Source organism: Streptosporangium sp. NPDC023963 (assembly GCF_040639135.1).
GTDB lineage: Bacteria > Actinomycetota > Actinomycetes > Streptosporangiales > Streptosporangiaceae > Streptosporangium.
The window spans coordinates 412,220-428,422 of record NZ_JBEZZK010000004.1 but is presented as its reverse complement, the minus strand read 5'-3'; the positions used below and the strand labels follow the sequence as shown (position 1 = coordinate 428,422).

The 16,203-nt window shown below is 72.0% G+C and carries 16 protein-coding genes; 6 read left to right on the top strand and 10 right to left on the bottom strand.

Features of this window, described 5'->3' with window-relative positions; translation table 11 throughout:
* Window positions 1-36: 36 nt before the first annotated feature.
* Window positions 37-462, bottom strand: coding sequence for an Lrp/AsnC family transcriptional regulator (locus tag AB0F88_RS16365; RefSeq protein ID WP_362684356.1), 426 nt, complete (start codon window positions 460-462; stop codon window positions 37-39).
* A 149-nt stretch (window positions 463-611) separates the two neighbouring features.
* Between AB0F88_RS16365 and AB0F88_RS16360 the strand changes: the two genes are divergently transcribed.
* On the top strand, window positions 612-1,466 hold the full coding sequence (locus AB0F88_RS16360; protein ID WP_362683596.1) for a tryptophan 2,3-dioxygenase family protein: 855 nt from the start codon (window positions 612-614) through the stop codon (window positions 1,464-1,466).
* Between the two features lie 58 nt (window positions 1,467-1,524).
* Here the strand turns inward: AB0F88_RS16360 and AB0F88_RS16355 are convergent, their stop codons facing one another.
* The 4 genes from AB0F88_RS16355 to AB0F88_RS16340 all read right to left on the bottom strand — a co-directional run bounded on the left by AB0F88_RS16355 (window position 1,525) and on the right by AB0F88_RS16340 (window position 4,844).
* Window positions 1,525-2,334, bottom strand: coding sequence for a DNA-formamidopyrimidine glycosylase family protein (locus AB0F88_RS16355; protein WP_362683593.1), 810 nt, complete (start codon window positions 2,332-2,334; stop codon window positions 1,525-1,527).
* Between the two features lie 33 nt (window positions 2,335-2,367).
* Complete coding sequence (locus AB0F88_RS16350; RefSeq protein WP_362683590.1) at window positions 2,368-2,829, bottom strand: DUF2809 domain-containing protein; 462 nt, start codon at window positions 2,827-2,829, stop codon at window positions 2,368-2,370.
* A gap of 177 nt (window positions 2,830-3,006) precedes the next feature.
* The gene (locus tag AB0F88_RS16345; protein WP_362683587.1) at window positions 3,007-4,176 is read right to left on the bottom strand and encodes a zinc-dependent alcohol dehydrogenase; all 1,170 of its coding nucleotides are present in this window, start codon (window positions 4,174-4,176) and stop codon (window positions 3,007-3,009) included.
* A gap of 23 nt (window positions 4,177-4,199) precedes the next feature.
* Entirely contained in the window at window positions 4,200-4,844 is a 645-nt protein-coding gene (locus tag AB0F88_RS16340) for an SRPBCC family protein (protein ID WP_362683584.1), read from the bottom strand.
* A 522-nt stretch (window positions 4,845-5,366) separates the two neighbouring features.
* Between AB0F88_RS16340 and AB0F88_RS16335 the strand changes: the two genes are divergently transcribed.
* A complete protein-coding gene (locus tag AB0F88_RS16335) occupies window positions 5,367-5,498 on the top strand; it encodes a hypothetical protein (protein ID WP_362683581.1) in 132 nt (43 codons plus the stop codon).
* Window positions 5,499-5,664: 166 nt separating this feature from the next.
* Entirely contained in the window at window positions 5,665-6,096 is a 432-nt protein-coding gene (locus AB0F88_RS16330; protein WP_362683578.1) for an ester cyclase, read from the top strand.
* A 19-nt stretch (window positions 6,097-6,115) separates the two neighbouring features.
* Here AB0F88_RS16330 and AB0F88_RS16325 read toward each other — a convergent pair whose 3' ends face one another.
* From AB0F88_RS16325 to AB0F88_RS16315, 3 genes are read right to left on the bottom strand one after another with little or no spacing between them, the layout of a single operon-like run.
* Entirely contained in the window at window positions 6,116-6,430 is a 315-nt protein-coding gene (locus AB0F88_RS16325; RefSeq protein WP_362683575.1) for an L-rhamnose mutarotase, read from the bottom strand.
* Window positions 6,431-6,484: 54 nt separating this feature from the next.
* Window positions 6,485-7,777 (bottom strand): M1 family metallopeptidase, encoded by a 1,293-nt coding sequence (locus AB0F88_RS16320; protein ID WP_362683572.1) that lies wholly within the window; start codon window positions 7,775-7,777, stop codon window positions 6,485-6,487.
* Window positions 7,778-7,802: 25 nt separating this feature from the next.
* On the bottom strand, window positions 7,803-11,924 hold the full coding sequence (locus AB0F88_RS16315; protein ID WP_362683569.1) for a Pls/PosA family non-ribosomal peptide synthetase: 4,122 nt from the start codon (window positions 11,922-11,924) through the stop codon (window positions 7,803-7,805).
* Window positions 11,925-12,206: 282 nt separating this feature from the next.
* On the opposite strand from AB0F88_RS16315, the gene AB0F88_RS16310 reads away from it, so the two are divergent.
* The 3 genes from AB0F88_RS16310 (at window position 12,207) to AB0F88_RS16300 (ending at window position 14,612) form a co-directional block, all read left to right on the top strand.
* Window positions 12,207-12,776: an isoprenylcysteine carboxylmethyltransferase family protein gene (locus tag AB0F88_RS16310; RefSeq protein WP_362683566.1), complete on the top strand. Its 570-nt coding sequence runs from the start codon at window positions 12,207-12,209 to the stop codon at window positions 12,774-12,776.
* A gap of 154 nt (window positions 12,777-12,930) precedes the next feature.
* Complete coding sequence (locus AB0F88_RS16305) at window positions 12,931-13,470, top strand: RNA polymerase sigma factor (protein WP_362683563.1); 540 nt, start codon at window positions 12,931-12,933, stop codon at window positions 13,468-13,470.
* A complete protein-coding gene (locus tag AB0F88_RS16300; RefSeq protein ID WP_362683560.1) occupies window positions 13,467-14,612 on the top strand; it encodes a CU044_5270 family protein in 1,146 nt (381 codons plus the stop codon). The genes AB0F88_RS16305 and AB0F88_RS16300 overlap by 4 nt, the downstream gene beginning before the upstream one ends.
* Before the next feature lie 71 nt (window positions 14,613-14,683).
* Here the strand turns inward: AB0F88_RS16300 and AB0F88_RS16295 are convergent, their stop codons facing one another.
* On the bottom strand, window positions 14,684-15,490 hold the full coding sequence (locus AB0F88_RS16295; protein WP_362683557.1) for a hypothetical protein: 807 nt from the start codon (window positions 15,488-15,490) through the stop codon (window positions 14,684-14,686).
* On the bottom strand, window positions 15,487-16,146 hold the full coding sequence (locus AB0F88_RS16290) for a hypothetical protein (RefSeq protein WP_362683554.1): 660 nt from the start codon (window positions 16,144-16,146) through the stop codon (window positions 15,487-15,489). The genes AB0F88_RS16295 and AB0F88_RS16290 overlap by 4 nt, the downstream gene beginning before the upstream one ends.
* Window positions 16,147-16,203 lie beyond the last annotated feature (57 nt).

Sequence of the window (16,203 nt, the reverse complement as noted above, 5' to 3'; positions counted from 1 at the left end):
CTCGGAAGCCCCGGCGGAGGCCTCGCGGAAGGTCTCTCAGGTCGGGGACAGCGGGCGCCAGGGCACGGGGCTGGACAGCACCATCATGCTCGACGGGTGACCGTACGGAGCGAGCCGGTCGATCATCTCCTCGAAGGCCGTCATCGAGGCGGCGGCCACCCGGAGCAGGCAGCACGCGTCGCCGGTCACCCGGTGCACCTCCAGGATCTCCGGCCAGGCCAGCGCCTGCTCGTCGCGGAGCACGCAGCGGGGCCCGTAACACGACATCCTGATCAGGGCGGCCACCCCGCGCCCGGCCAGCGCCGCGTCGACCCGGGCGTGGTAGCCGGTGATCACCCCGGTCTCCTCCAGCCGCCGCACCCGCTCCGCCACCGCCGGAGCCGACAGGTGCACCCGGCGCGAGAGCTCGCTGTACGACAGCCGCGCATCGCCCTGCAGCTCGGCCAGCAACGCCCAGTCCATCGCGTCCACGGTCACGCTCCGTCACGTCGTAACTTGATCCGTTCGATGCCTTCCGTTCCGAAGGCCCCACCTAATAATCGCCTTTCTTTCATTATTTCCGTACAGACCGATACAGACCACCATGGAGGTAGACCGACGAAGGAGGAGTGATGACCGGCATCAAGCAGCTCACGGAGCAGGACCGTAAGGCGCGCGCCGAAGCCAACGAAGGGCTGCCGACGCTGGGCTTCGAAACCGGGACGCCCTACGACGACTACGTGGGCACCGCCACCCTGCACAGGCTCCAGCGCACCGTCACCGACGTCCCCGAGGAACTGCCGTTCCTGGTCACCACCCAGGTGATGGAGCTCTATTTCGGGCTGCTCCGCACCGAGTGGCGCCTCGCCCAGCGGCAGCTCGACGCGGACGACGTCACCGCCGCGACCCTGACGATCAGGCGTACCGTACGGCACTTCGAGGCGCTCAACGCCGCCTGGGCCGCGCTGAGCTGGCTGACCCCCGCGCAGTTCAACTCCTTCCGCGACGCCCTCGGCGAGGGTTCCGGCTTCCAGTCGGCCTTCTACCGCCACGTGGAGTTCCTGCTCGGCAACAAGTCCGAGGCGCTCATCCGGCCGCACCGCCGCAACCCCGAGGCGTACGAGGAGCTCGTGGAGGCGCTGCACCGGCCGAGCCTCTACGACTCGGTCCTGGCCTTCCTCGCCCGCGCGGGCCACGCGGTTCCGCGCTCGGTGCTCGATCGTGACCCGGCCGCCGAGTACGGGCCCGACCCCGAGGTCGAGGCGGTCTGGGTCGAGGTCTACGGCGGCCCGTTCGCGCCGCTGGCCGAGGCGCTGACCGACCTGGCCGAGCAGTTCTCCGACTGGCGCTACCGGCACCTGATGGCGGTACGGCGCTCGATGGGCGCCAAGCCGGGCTCCGGCGGGTCGAGCGGCCTGAGCTGGCTCGAGCGGAGCATGCGGCGGGAGATCTTCCCCGAGCTCTGGACGGCCCGGACGCTGATGTGAGGCACTCCCCGGTGCCGGTGGCTTCGCCTCGCTCCGATGCCCCTGACCGGCGCGGAGGTCAGCCGACCTGGCAGACCGGGCACCAGAAGAGGTTGCGCCCGGCGAGCACCTCCGTGCGGATCTCGGTGCCGCACAGGAAGCAGGGCATGCTGGAGCGCCGGTAGACGTAGACCTCGCCGCCGTGGCCGTCGACGCGGGGCGGGCGGCCCATCGCCTCCGGCGTGTGCTCGGGCCTGACCGTGTCGATGTGGCCGACCCGGACGCCCTCGGCCATCAGGAGCACCAGATCCGCCCAGATCGCCTCCCACTGCCCGTGGGTGAGGTCGCGGCCGGGCCGTGACGGGTCGATCCCCTGGCGGAACAGCGCCTCGGCCCGGTAGATGTTGCCCACGCCCGCGACGACCGACTGGTCCATCAGCAGGACCCCGACCGAGGCGCGGCTGCGGCCGATCCGCCGCCAGGCGACCTCGGGATCGGCGTCCGCCCGTAGCGGGTCGGGCCCGAGCCTGGCGTGCAGCGCCGCCTTCCCCGCCGGGTCGAGCAGCTCGCAGGTGTTGGGGCCGCGCAGGTCGGCGTACTCGCCCGCGTTGCTCAGCCGCAGGCGCACCAGCCCCGTCGGGGCGGGCACGGGGGCCTGGCCGAAGGCGTACTTGCCGTAGATGCCGAGGTGGACGTGGAGCCACCGCTCGTCGTCGAAGCCCAGCAGCAGGTGCTTGCCGTGGGCGTCGGCCTCGGTGAGCACCCGGCCGTCGATCCGCAGGGCCCCGGCGGCGAACCGCCCCTGCGGGCTCTCCGCGTGCACGGCCCGCCCGCCGAACGCCCGCTGGTGCTCCCCGGCCAGGCGATGGATGGTGTGTCCTTCAGGCATGATTCGAAAATCATACGATCCGTCCGGCGATGCTCAGGGCGCCGCGGATGCCCGTTCCCGCCGCTGCCGGGAGCGACGCCCGGCCAGGGTGTGGGCCGACCTCGTGGCGTACGCGGCGAGGACCGCCCCGGCCGCGTACGCCACGAGGTCGGCCGCGCCGAACGTGCTGCCGAGCACCAGCCTGGCCACGACGCTCGCCTCGGAGAGCGCGGCGGGAACGGGCGTCAGCTGGGCCAGCTCGACCGCCCAGCTGAACGCCAGCGCGCCGATCGCGGCCCGCACCGGGGTGACCCGGGGCCACACCAGCACCACCAGCGCGTAGACGAGCACGGTGTAGAGGGCGTCGCCCGCGTACTTGCCGAACCAGCCGCCGGTGACCGCGCGGACGGTCAGCCCGGCGGCGACGGTCACGAGTGCCGCGAGCGCGGCGAGCAGGCGGGTGCGGAGGTGGACGCGGTGGGACAGGGACGTGCGGGCACGGGGGACGGGAGACACCCGCCCACGATAGCGACCACGCCGCTCCGTGAGCCGTGCTCCCGGCCGGCCCGCCCCCGCACGCTCCCATCGCCCTCGTCACGGCCGGTTCCGCCTCCCGGACCCGCCGGTTTCCGCCCCCGGACCCGCCGGTTCCGCCCCCCGGACCCGTCGGCGGCCGGGGTGACGGAGAGCCGGCTAAGGGGTCAGGACGACCTTGTTGCAGTCGTCCGTCTTGTTCTTGAACATCTCGTAGCCGCGCGGGGCGTCCCCGAGCCGCATGCGGTGGGTGATCACGAAGCTGGGGTCGATGTCGCCGTCGCGGATCTTCGCCAGCAGGGGCTTCAGGTAGCGCTGGACGTGGCACTGACCGCCTCTGAGGGTCAGCGACCGGTTCATCAGGGAGCCCATCGGGAACTTGTCGAGCACGCCGCCGTAGACGCCGATCACGGACACGATCCCGCCGTTGCGGCAGGCCATGATCGCCTCGCGCAGGGCGTACGGCCGTTCGGTCTCCAGCCTGGCCGCCTGCTTGACCCGGTCGTAGGCGTACATGGCGGGGGTGGGGTGGTGGGCCTCCATCCCCACGGCGTCGATGCACGCGTCCGGGCCGCGACCGGCGGTCATGTCCCGCAGCGCCTCGAGGACGTCGACCTCCTCGTAGTTGAGCGTTTCCGCGCCCGCGCGCTCGGCGATCCTCAGCCGGTAGGGGAAGCGGTCGATGCAGATGACCCGTTCGGCGCCCATCAGGTAGGCGCTGGCGACCGCGAACTGGCCGACGGGACCGGCCCCCCACACGGCGATCGTGTCGCCGGTCTTGATGTCGCACATCTCCGCGCCCATCCAGCCGGTGGGCAGGATGTCGGACAGGAACAGCACTTTCTCGTCTGCCAGGCCGTCCTCGATCTTGATCGGTCCCACGTCGGCGAAGGGCACGCGCGCGTACTCGGCCTGGCCCCCCGGATAGCCGCCGAGCATGTGGGAGTAGCCGAAGATGCCCGAGGGGGTGTGACCCATGAGCTTCTCGGCCATGCCCGCGTTGGGGTTGGAGTTCTCGCACACCGAGAACATGCCGTGCTCGCAGGAGGTGCAGTTGCCGCAGGCGATCGGGAAGGGCACGACCACCCGGTCGCCGACCTTCAGGGTCGACACCTTCGGGCCCACCTCCACCACCTCGCCCATGAACTCGTGGCCGATGATGTCGCCCTTCTTCATGGTCGGGATGTAGCCGTCGTAGAGGTGCAGGTCGGAGCCGCAGATCGCGGTCGAGGTGACGCGGACGACGGCGTCGCGGGAGTTCAGGATCTTAGGGTCGGGAACCTCCCGGACCTCGACGGTGTTGCGGCCCATCCAGCAGGTGGCCTTCATAGGATTCTCCTCACGTCACGGCTTCACAGCGGTACGGGCTGGGCGGGACGCTGCATGGCCTGCCGCAGCGCGCGGGTGCCCTCCGGGCTGCCTTCCGAGCGGACCACCTCGCCGGTCTCCATGACCTGCTTGAACCGGCGCAGGTCGTCTCGCACCTGCTGCTCGGGATGCTCGCCCAGCAGTTTGGCGAAGGCCATTCCGGCCCTGCCGCCCGGCGGGTCGTACGCGAGGTTCACCCGCACCTCCGTGCCGCGCCCGCCGGGGGCGTCGGAGAAGCGCACGGAACCGCTGTTGCCGACCAGGGCGCCCGGCATGGACCGCCAGGCGATCAGCTCGTCGGACCTGTCCTCGACGATCTCCGCGTCCCACTCGACGGGCTTCAGGGGCCCCCTCGCCTTCCAGTGCGAGTGCCCGTCGCCGGTCGTCTCCACCGAGTCCAGGTGCGTCATGAAGCGGGGAAGGTTCTCGAAGTCGTGCCAGTACCGGTACACCTCCGGGCGAGGACGGTTGATCGTGATGGCCGCGCGCAGGCCCATCGGGCCCTCGGGCCCTCGATCCGAGCGGTGCCGGTTCATCCGTACCGCTGCGTATCCCAGCCCCAGCCCCAGGCCGGCCCAGCCCAGCGCGCGGGCGAGCCGGTTGGTCGTGCAATCGTTCTTTCCGCTCATTTCGCCTCCGTTGGGTCGGTCGCCCCCGGGTCCCGTCTCGTGAGCCGGTGCGTTCCGCCTCATGAACCGGTGCGTTCCGCCGGGGCAGGACGACCTAGGTCCAGCCGTTGTCACGGTTGTCGAAGTGCTCGCGTCCCTCCGGTGCCGTCCGGTGCCATGGTCGAGCCTCTTCTTCCTCGGCTTCCCCCGCTCCGAGGTGCGTGGTGGTGGTTTCGCGCGCTCCGTGGCCCGCCGCCGTCCGGCGCGACCGGGGAGAAAGATCCCACCGTTCGCGAGGACCGGTGGAGACCCGTGGAGACCCGCCGGGGCCGTTGCCGGCCGCCCGGGCCTCTCCGGCGGGCGGTCCGCCGCGACCGTGCCCGGCGCGCGGTGAGAAACCCGGCCGCGGTGAGAAACCCGGCCTTTTCAGGCTGTCATCAATGCCGGGCACGGAGGAGAGGCGGGGGAAGATATCTGTTCAAGTTCCGTACCGCCTACGCGGCCCGGGTCACCGGCCGGCCATCATCGTCAAAACATCATCAGATGATCATTGTTGGCGAATTCTCGAAAGACCGCGCGGACGCCCGTCCGGTGTGGCCGATGGGAGATCCTCTGGAAATTCACCGCGGGTTCGACGGGTGGGTTTTTGCCGATTCCGGGGTGACCGCGCCTTGAAGGGTTTCGGGCGTCAGGCGTATCGTGGCCCGCCGCGATCCTCCGAAGGTCTCCACGTCGTCGCTGCTCAGGGTGGATGTTCTGGTTTCCCGGCGGATGCCGTCGTCTCCCTTCCACTGCCAAAAAATCGGTTATACCGTGGTCCTGACGCTCAGGGAGGTATGGCATGCCCGATACTCGCGATATCAAAGACAGACTGTTCGACGCGCTTAACGAGCATGACATTGACAAACTGATGGAGTTCTACACCGAGGACGCCGTCTTCGTCACGCCGGTGGGCATCGCCGAAGGTCGTGAACAGATCTTCTGGTACTACCAGCATCTGTTGACCGGTTTCCCGGACATGCATGTCACCCCCTGGTACAAAGTGCACTGCAGCGACCCCGCCGTCACCGAATGGACGTTCATGGGCACTCATACGGGGCCCTTCCTCATGCCCGACGGTCACGTGGCGGAGGGAACCGGCCGCAAGATCATATTTCGGGGTTGTGGCCTGTGCACGATCGAGGACGACAAGGTCGTCACTCACCGGGATTACTACGATCAGCTGGAGCTGTACAACCAGCTGGGTTTCTGTCTCGTGACCGAGCCGGCGTGATCTTCTCCCCGGGCAGGCGTCAGGGCAGCCGCCACACCGCGGGGAGGCCCTTTCCCGCGCCCTCCCCGGAGTAGTCGTGCACGACCTCCAGCAGCTCGGCCATCCTGGCCTGCCAGGTGATGTTCACCGGCAGGTCCGCCAGCGACGACAGCAGCGCCTCGTAGTCGTCACAGTCGATCACGTGGAACAGGTCCTGGCCGCTGCGCCAGATCGTCCACTCGTGCGCGCCGCCCCTCCTGATGGCCTCGGTCAGCTCGGCGGGCACCTCCCGGTGTGCCTGGTCGTACTCGGCCTCCCGGCCCGGCTTGACCCGGGTGTGCAACGCGACGCGCATGCCTTACCTCCACGAAGTTGTAGACCGTTATAGCAGTCATCCGATGTGTGAAGGTCAGGGGAGGGCGGGCAGGCGGCGGTCCTGCAGCCAGCCGGCGAACAGCTTGTCCAGCGGGCGCGTGGTGCGGCTCGCGGCCAGCGCGGTGAACGCGCCGGTGGTGACGGTCCCGTGGCGGTGCCCGGCCGTCCACTCCCTGAGCAGCGCGAAGAAGGACTCGTCGCCGACGGTGCGGCGGAGCGCGTGCAGGGTGAGCGCGCCGCGCTTGTAGATCCGGTCGTCGAACAGCCGCCGCGGGCCCGGGTCGGCCAGCACGAAGTCCTGGGGGAGCGCGGAGAGGCGGCGGTGCCAGCGCTGCGCGTGGTCATCGGATGACAGGCCGCCGGAGCTCTCCGACCAGATCCACTCCGCGTACGAGGCGAACCCCTCGTGCAGCCAGATGCCGCTCCAGTCGGCCACCGTCAGGCTGTTGCCGAACCACTGGTGGGCCAGCTCGTGGGCGACCAGGCGCTCCTCGCCCCGCCTGCCGTCCACGTGGTTCACCCCGAAGATCGACATGCCCTGCGCCTCGACAGGGATCTCCAGCTCGTCGTCCACGACCACCGCCGTGTAGGAGCCGAACGGGTAGGGGCCGAACCGCTCGCGGAAGACCTCCATCATCCGGCCCTGGCGCTCGAAGTCGTGGCGCACCCGCGAGGCGAACCTGGCGGGGAAGACCAGCCGCATCCCCGGGCTCGGCTCGGCCTGCTGGTAGCGGCCGATCTGCACGCTCGCCAGGTAGGAGGCCATCGGCTCGGCCTGCTCGTACACCCACATGGTCGTCGAGGCGGACCGCCGTTTGGAGGTCAGCTCCCCGTTGGCGACCACGTGGTAGGCGGAGGCGGTGGTGACCGAGATCCGGTAGGTGGCCTTGTCGTCGGGCCGGTCGTTGCACGGGAACCACGAGGGCGCCCCGATCGGCTGGCTGGCCACGATCACGCCGTCGGTGAGCTGCTCCCAGCCGAGCCCGCCCCAGTGGCTGGTCACCGGCTGGGGGGTGCCCGAGTAGCGGATCTCGACGGTGAACCGGCCGGGTCGCAGCCCCGGCGGCGACAGGTGGAGCTTGCCCCCGCGATGGGTGAAGCGCACCGGCGCGCCGTCGATCAGCACGCCGCTCACCCGGAGGGCGCCGAGGTCGAAGGCGACCCGGGTGAGCGACCGCAGCGCGACCGCGGAGATCCGGGCCACCCCGCCCAGGCGGTTGGGGGTCACCCGGTAGTCGAGGGTCAGGTCGTAGTGCTCCACCCGGTAGCCGTCGTCGCCGTGCATGGGGAAGTACAGCTGAGGGATGGAGGTCGTGCTCAGGGTCACACCGGCTTCCTCTGTTCTTCGCGCGCTATCCTCGCCGGGCCCACGCCGCGATCGGGTTGCCGAACCAGCGGGTCCCGGCGGGCACGGACTCGCCGCGCATCACCAGGGACGCCGGTCCGACCGTGGTGTTCTCCCCGATCGTCGCCGCGGGCAGGACCACCCCGTGGGGTCCGAGGGTGGAGCCGTCCCGCATGACGACAGTATCGATGCTCATCACACGGTCGTGGAACAGGTGGGTCTGCAACACGCATCCCCGGTTCACCGTCACCCCGTCGCCCAGGCCGACCAGGTCGACCTCCGGCAGCCAGTAGGTCTCGCACCACACCCCCCGGCCCACGCGGGCCCCCAGGGAGCGCAGCCACAGGTTCAGCGGCGCCGTCCCCAGCCAGCGCTGGGCGAACCAGGGCGCGGCCAGCACCTCCACGAAGGTGTCGGCCAGCTCGTTGCGCCACACGAACGAGCTCCACAGCGGCCGGTCTCCCACCGCGATCCGGCCCACCAGGACCCACTTGGCCACGGTCGCCGTCGCCGCGGCGAGCACCCCGCCGCCCAGCACCGCCACGCCCGACAGGACCGCCGCCGCCGCGAAGCCGTACGCCCCCGCCAGCCACTCCAGGGCCGCCGCGACGAGCACGGCCACCGCGACCGTGCACATCACCGGCACCACGCGGCACACCTCCACCGCGGCGCGGGCGAACCTCAGCCTCGGCGGCGGGTCGTAGGTGCGGCTCCGGTCGCCCTCCTCGGCGGCCCTGCGCAGCTCCACCGGGGGCATCCCCAGGTACGACGAGCCCGCCTTGGCCTTCTTCGGCGCCGCCGACAGCACCGCGACCAGCCCGTCCTTGGGCACCTTGCGCCCCGGCGCGGTCATTCCCGAGTTGCCGAGGAACGCCCGCTTGCCGATCCGCACGTGGTCGACCCGCAGCCGCCCGCCCTCCAGCTCGTACGGCGCGACCATCGTGTCGTCGGCGAGGAAGGCGCCGTCACCGACCGAGGTCATCGACGGCAGCGCCAGCACCGTCGACAGCTCCACGTCCCGGCCGACCTTCATGCCCAGGGCGCGCAGCCAGGCGGGGGTGACCATGCTCGCGTACAGCGGGAACAGCCAGACCCGCGCCATCGACATCAGCAGGCCCGTGGCCCACGCCTGCCAGGCCTGGCGGCTGTGCACCGGGTGCTGCCCGGCGTGCAGGCCGGCGGACAGCAGCCGCACCGAGATCACGGTCAGCAGGGCGAGGGTGGCCGTCGAGGCGACGGTGGCCGCCGGCACCCCGTACAGGACGGAGGTCAGGGAGGGCGCGCCGTCGCGCAGCAGGACGGCGAGGCCGGGCAGTGCGGCGATCACCGGGAAGGCGCTCAGGACCAGCGCGGACAGCCCGTAGGCCGTCGCCCAGTGCCACGAGCGCGGCGGGCGTTCCGCGGACGGCGGCCGGGCCTTGCCCATCCGGCTCGCGGGCACGCCCGCCCAGCGCTCCCCGGACGGCACCGAGCCCGCCACCGCCGAACCGGGCGCGACCTGGGCGTTCTTGCCGATCTTCGCGCCGGGGAAGAGGGTCGTCCTGGCGCCGACCGTGGCGGAGGCGCCGATCTTGATCTCGCCGACGCGCACCTGGTCGCCGTCGATCCAGTAGCCGTTCAGGTCGACCTCGGGCTCGACGGCCGCGTACCGGCCCAGCTTGAGCATCCCGGTGATCGGCGGCATCGAGTGCAGGTCCGCGTCGTCGCCGACCTGGGCGCCGAGCGCCCGCGCGTAGTGGGTGAGCCACGGGGCGGTGGACACCTCGCCCACCCCGAGCCGCTCGGAGAGCTGCTCGGCGAACCACAGCCGCAGGTGCGTGCCGCCGCCCCTGGGGTACGTGCCCGGTCTCAGGTCGCGCAGCAGCAGCCGGGCGCCGCCGGCGGCCAGTGCGATCCGCCCCGCCGGGCTGACGAACAGCAGCGCGCCCGCGAGCACCCACCACCACGAGACGACCGGCGCCCACGGCAGGCCGACCAGGTTGTTCAGCGCGGCCAGCGCCACCACCCAGCGCAGCGCGCCGACGCTGAGCAGCGGCACGGTGAGCGCCGCCTGCGCGATCGCGGCGCGGCGCGGCATCGGCGTGACGATCCGGTCGGTGGTCACGATCTCCGGCGCGTCGAGCGCCGCCAGGTGCCTGCCGAGCCGGGGCAGCGTCGGGTTGTCGTAGACGTCGCCGACGGTGACCGCCGGGTAGCGGGTCCGCAGCGCCGAGACCAGCCGTGCCGCCGCGAGGCTGGTGCCGCCCTCGGCGAAGAAGTCGCCCTCGACGCCGCCCAGGATGTCCAGCCAGCACTCGGCCACCCACGGGTCGACGTCCGGCACCCCGGCGTCGGGCGTCCCGGCCTTCTTGGGCAGCGGCCAGGGCAGCGCGTCCCTGTCGATCTTCCCGGAGGTGCGCGTCGGGAGTTCGTCCACCAGGGCGATCCTGGGGACCAGCGCGGCGGGCAGGGAGTGGCGGAGGCGGTCCCTGGCGTCCTCCTGGTCGAACCCCTCACCGGGCACGACGTAGCCGACGAGCAACTGGTGGCCGCCGCCGGTCGTGCGGACCGCCGACGCCGCCCCGGCGACCCCGGGCAGCGCCTGCAGCGCCGCGTCCACCTCGCCCAGCTCGATCCTGCGCCCGCCGAGCTTGATCTGCTCGTCGGCCCGCCCGATGAAGATCAACCCCTCGGGTTCCGCCCGCACCAGGTCGCCGCTGCGGTAGGCGCGCTCCCAGCCGAGCGAGCCGAGCGGCGCGTACTTCTCGGCGTCCTTGGCCGGGTCCAGGTACCTGGCGAGCCCGACCCCGCCGATGACCAGCTCGCCGGTCTCGCCCATGGCCACCGGCTCGCCGTCCTTGCCGACGACGGCCAGGTCCCAGCCCGCCAGCGGCAGCCCGATCCGCACCGGGCCCTCCCCGGTCAGCGGCGCCGCGCACGCCACCACCGTCGCCTCGGTCGGGCCGTAGGTGTTCCACACCTCGCGCCCGGGCACGGCCAGCCGCTCGGCCAGCTCCGGCGGGCACGCCTCGCCGCCGAAGATCAGCAGCCGTACGTCGTCGAGCGTCTCGACCGGCCAGAGCGCCGCCAGGGTCGGCACGGTCGACACGACCGTGATGCCCATGTCCAGCAGCCACGGTCCCAGGTCCATGCCGGTCCGCACCAGCGCGCGCGGCGCCGCCACCAGGCAGCCGCCGTGCCGCCAGGCCAGCCACATCTCCTCGCAGGAGGCGTCGAACGCCACCGACAGCCCCGCCAGCACCCGGTCACCGGGCCCGACGGGCTCCCCGGTGAGGAACAGCCGCGCCTCGGCGTCCACGAACGCCGCCGCGTTGCGGTGGGTCACCGCGACGCCCTTGGGCCGGCCGGTGGACCCGGAGGTGAAGATGATCCACGCGTCGTCCTCGGGACCCGGCCGGCCACCGCCCCGGTTCCGCTCCCGCCCCCTGTCCCGGGCCTCCCCGCCACGGGCCGCGGGGGAGACCGCCGTGAAGGCGCTCCCGGGGGCGCCGCCGCGCCCGTCGCGCCGGCCCGCGCCGTGCAGCTCCGCCGCGTAGTCGAGTTCCGACCCGCCGGTGGGCGGGGGCTCCGAGACGGGACGCCCGGGGCCGGGGTCCGGGGTTTCGGGGTGATGAATCTCACGTTCGGCGTCGTGGTCGCCGGGATGCCCGCCGTGGCCGGTCCCGGGTGCCGTCTCGTCGCCGGGCGAGGAGGTGCCCAGGTGCTCGTACGGGTCGCCGTAGGGGATGATCTTCCCGCCGTCGCCGATGACGGCGCGGACCCGTGCCTCGCCGAAGACCAGTTCGGCCCGCTCGTCGGGGTCGTCGGCGTCCACCGGGACGTAGGCGGCCCCGGCGGTGAGCACGGCGACGATCGCGACGTACAGGCCGACGGTGCCGGAGGGGATCCGCACCCCGACCCGGTCGCCGCGTCCGACCCCGGCCGCTCGCAGCTCCAGGGCCATCCGGCCCGCCTCGGCCCGCAGGCCGGTGTAGTCGAGACGGGTCCGCCCGTCGTCCAGGGCGAGTGCGTGAGGATGACGTCGCGTGGTCTGATCGAGAATGTCCAGCAACGTCCTGGCCTGCGGCGCGGGACCTCCCGGCAGGAGTGCTCGCGACGGCGTGCCGGTGTCGGCTGGTAACGGAACCACTGTCTCCCCCATGTGTACGGCTGCGTACGGCTGCGTACGGCGCCCCTGTGAGCCCGGGACAGCCTACGTGCACAGGGTTAACGCGATTCGCCCGTGCCGTCATACCCCCCGTGAATCTTCCCTTTCGGGCACCTTTCACCCGGATGGCCGCGAGACGGGGTCTCGCGGCATCAAGTCGTTGACGCCTCTTCCGGTCCGATCTTAAACTCAACGCATAGTGAATTAGCTGCCCGCGGCGAGGGGTCGTGCGCCTCCGGTGGCCACGACAGGGAGTGTGACGCGATGCGCAGGACGCCCGCCGCCGCCGGGACCACGATCTTCTTCGCACTGGTGCCGGGCACCGTCGCCGGGCTCCTGCCCTGGTGGATCACCCGCTGGGAGACGGGGGACCTCCTGCCCGCGGCACCCTCCTGGATCACGGTGTCACTGCGCCTCGTCGGCGCGGCACTCACCCTCGCCGGGACCGCGGTGCTGGTCAGGGCGTTCGTCCGGTTCGTCGTGGAGGGCCTCGGCACCCCCGCCCCGATCGCGCCCACCGAGCACCTGGTCGTCGGCGGGCTGTACGGGCACGTCCGCAACCCGATGTACGTGGCGGTCCTCGCGATCATCGTCGGGCAGGCGCTCCTGCTGGGCCGCCCGGTCCTCCTGCTGTACGCCGTCGCCGTGGCCGTGCCGGTCGTCGCGTTCGTCCGCTGGTACGAGGAGCCGACCCTGCGCCGCACGTTCGGCGCCGACTACGAGAGGTACCGCGCGGCGGTGCCCGGCTGGTGGCCCCGCCCGCGCGCCTACGAGGTCCCGCCCTCGGGTCCGTGCCACCGGCCGCAAGGTGGCAAGGCCCCGGAGGGCCCGTAGACGGGACGCGGTGTCGGCAGGCCGGCCCGCTCGGGGGCGGGCCCCGGCAGAGGCCCGAAGCCGACCGGTGGAAAAATGCGGAATCGAGATGTAAGTAAGCCTTCCTTCGGACCACTTGCTCTATGAAGTTTTGTCCCCGACCGAAGGAACCGGCGTGCCCACCCCCCATGAGCGCTTCACCGCGCTCTACAACACCTACCAAGCGCGGGTGTACGGCTATGCGGCAAGTCGCGCCGGACATCAACTCGCGGAGGAAGTGGTCAGCGAGACCTTCCTGGTGGCCTGGCGGCGCCTGGACGGCATTCCCGACCACGCGCAGTTGCCATGGCTCCTCCGCGTCGCCCGCAACATCCTGCGCGACAACTTCCGGCGGGCCGCCCGGCGCGAAGCCCTGGAAGCCGAACTGAGAACGTGGGTGGAGGAGGCCGTCGCCGACGTGGGCGAACACGCCACCGAGCGCGTCGCCGTCCTCCGTGCCCTGGCCGGTTTGTCCGAAGCCGACAAGGAGCTCCTGACCCTGACCGCCTGGCATGGCCTGTCCACCGTGGAAGCGGCCAAGGTGCTCGGCTGTACCAAGGCCGTCTTCTTCGTCCGCCTGCATCGAGCGCGCCGTCGGCTGCGGTCGGCGATCGAAGCCACCGGCACCGGCACGTTCCAGAAGCCCGTGACCGTTCCAGGAAGGAAACCGCGATGAGCCGCAAGCCCGACGCGATGGACCTGCTCGCCATGGCCCGCCCGGCTTCGCTGGACCGCGGATCACGCGTCTCCGCCGACGACATGCTGCTCATGGCCACCGCCGAGGCGCCAGGAGAATCCTCGCGCGGGCCATCGCGCCCGGGGCCGACCCCGTCGCGGCCCCGGCTGTGGGCGCTGTGGGCGCCGCTGGCCACGGCGGCGATCGTGGTCCTGGTCTTCGCGCTGGTGACGAACCTGGCATCGGCCCCCGCCGTGCTCGATCCGCCGAGGACCAACCAGGAACTGTTCGACCTGGCCGACAGGATCGAGAAGCTCCCCGCGGAGAGCGGCGCCTACTGGCGAGAGGCGACGATCCACGGCGGCCACGTGTCCAGTGACGGCTACGGGATCATGCTGGTCGAACGCATCGAGATCTGGCAGCCGCGCGACCCCGCCGATCCGGTGCTCACGAAGCTGTGGGAGCCCGGCGCCCGTCCGGCCACGGCCAGGGACGAGCGCGCCTGGCGGGCGGCGGGAGCTCCCGCCCGGGTCAAGGCCTTCTGCCGGAACGGCGGGAGGTGCAGCCGGATTCCGATCGTCGACGAGCCGAAGGGCTGCCAGTACTCCTTGAAGGTGGATTCCAAGGATGTTCACCCCGAGGAAAAAGCCGGCATGCTCACCATGGCGGATCTGGCGGCGCTCCCCACCGATCCGGCCGGGCTCGTGGAGCGGCTTCGCGCCTACCACGAGAGCCGGAAAGGCCCTGGTCTGATGGAGCAGCCTTTCGAGAAATCCCTGCCCATCACCGCCAGGTACCTCCTGGGCACGTCGCTCACCCCCGCCCAGCGCGCCGCCGTCATCCGCGTCCTGGCCGGCCTGCCGACCGTCAAGGTCGTGGGCACGGTGACGGATCCGCTGGGCAGAAAGGGCCTGTCCGTGGACTTGGGGGAGAGCGGAGACTACGGCCAGCTGCCGGCCTACTACAGGCAGATCCTCGACCCGGGGACGGGAAGGACGCTCTCCTCCGTCACCTACGCGTCCCGCACGGTTTCGGGGGTGACCAAGGGCGAGGTCGTGAACTACAGCGCCCGCGGCCCCGAGTCGGGATGGACCGGGCCGCCGCCTTCCTCCCCGAAGGGGTGCAAGAAGGAGGGCCGGTGAAAGAGGGCGGACCCCGGCGGTGACGGACGCGCGGCCGGGGTCCGCCCCCCGGGGGGCCGCCGTCTCTCCGGTCAGCCGGTCACGGCGCTGAGCGCCGTGACGAGATAGAGGCCGCCGGCGAAGGAGACCACGACCCCGGCGGCGGCCGGAGCCCAGGCCAGTGCCGTGGAGGCCCGGGACCAGCCGAGGGTCCTTCGGGTCAGCAGCGCGTAGCCCCGGATCGTCGCGACGCCCACGCCGGTCAGGGTGAGGGCCATCCCCAGGCCGAAGGCGGCCACGAGCACGACGGCGTCGAGGGCCCGGCCGGTGAGCAGCCCGCTCATCAGGACGACGAAGGCCGACGGCGAGGGCAGCAACCCGCCGGAGAGGGCGAGTGCGAGGAGGCCCCGGCGCGACCAGGGATCCGTCCCGGCCCCGACCTGGTGTCCGTGCCCGTGTCCGTGTCCATGTCCATGTCCATGCCCGTGCCCATGCCCGTGTCCGTGGTGGATCTGTGACCGGTGCCGGTTCCGTTCCCGCAGGTGGCGGTAGGTGAGATGGGCTCCGACGCCGATCGTGACCAGTCCGGCCACGACCTGCATCCAGGCGGTGACGTTCTCCGTGCCGAAACTCGCGGCGCCGCTCAGCCCCACCCAGGCGAACGCCAGCACCAGCACCGAGAAGGTGTGCATCAGCGCCACGATGACCCCCAGGCGCAGCGCGTCGCGGTAGCCGCCCCGGGTGCCGACCAGATAGGCCGCCGTGACGCTCTTGCCGTGGCCGGGGGCGACCGCGTGCAGGGCTCCGGCGACGAGCGCGACGGCGAGGATCGCCCAGAAGACGCCCCTGTCGTCGAAGAGCGAGACGAACCGGCTCTCGAGGCCGCCGAACTCCGTCACGACCGCTCACCCGTCCCGCGCCGCCTCCGCAACGCGGCGAACACCCCCGCTCCGGCCAGCAGTACGGCGGCCCAGACGACGGCCGTCCCCGGGGGCAGGCCGGCGCCGCCCGCGCCGCCCGCGCCGGAGAAGGTCAGGCGCCGGGTGCTCTCGGCCTCGGTGAGAAGCGTCCGCCCGGGGGTCGCGGGGGTCTCGGCGACGAGCATCGTCCGGTACGCCTTGTTGAGGTCGGTCAGGGTGGCGACGGTGACGTCCACCTGCGTGACCGGGCTCCGGCAGTCGAAGACGAAGCGGGCGCCGTCGGTGACCAGCGCCCGGAGCTCCTCCAGCCGGCTCTCGCACCGCCGGCCGCCCTGGGCGACCGTGACCCGGTCCAGCAGGTAGGCACGCAGGGCCGGCGACCGCTCCAGTTTCTGCTCACCGGTCAGCTCCGTCGACACGGTACCGGTGGCCGGGTCCTCGAACGCCCCGATCGACTGGCCGAGGGCGACCCAGTCGTCCTCGGCCGCGAACCACGAGATGGTCACGCGCGAGCCGTCGGCCCCGATCCGCGCGGTGGACGGCGGCCCGAAGGGGTGGGCGGCGGCCGGTGCGGCCCAGCCGCCCAGGGCGCAGACGAGCAGCACGCCCGCCAGCACGCGGGTGTGGATTCTCAACGGATCTCCTGTTCGCACGGCTTCGGTACGGCTTCGGCGCGGCGCCGGCATGGCTCG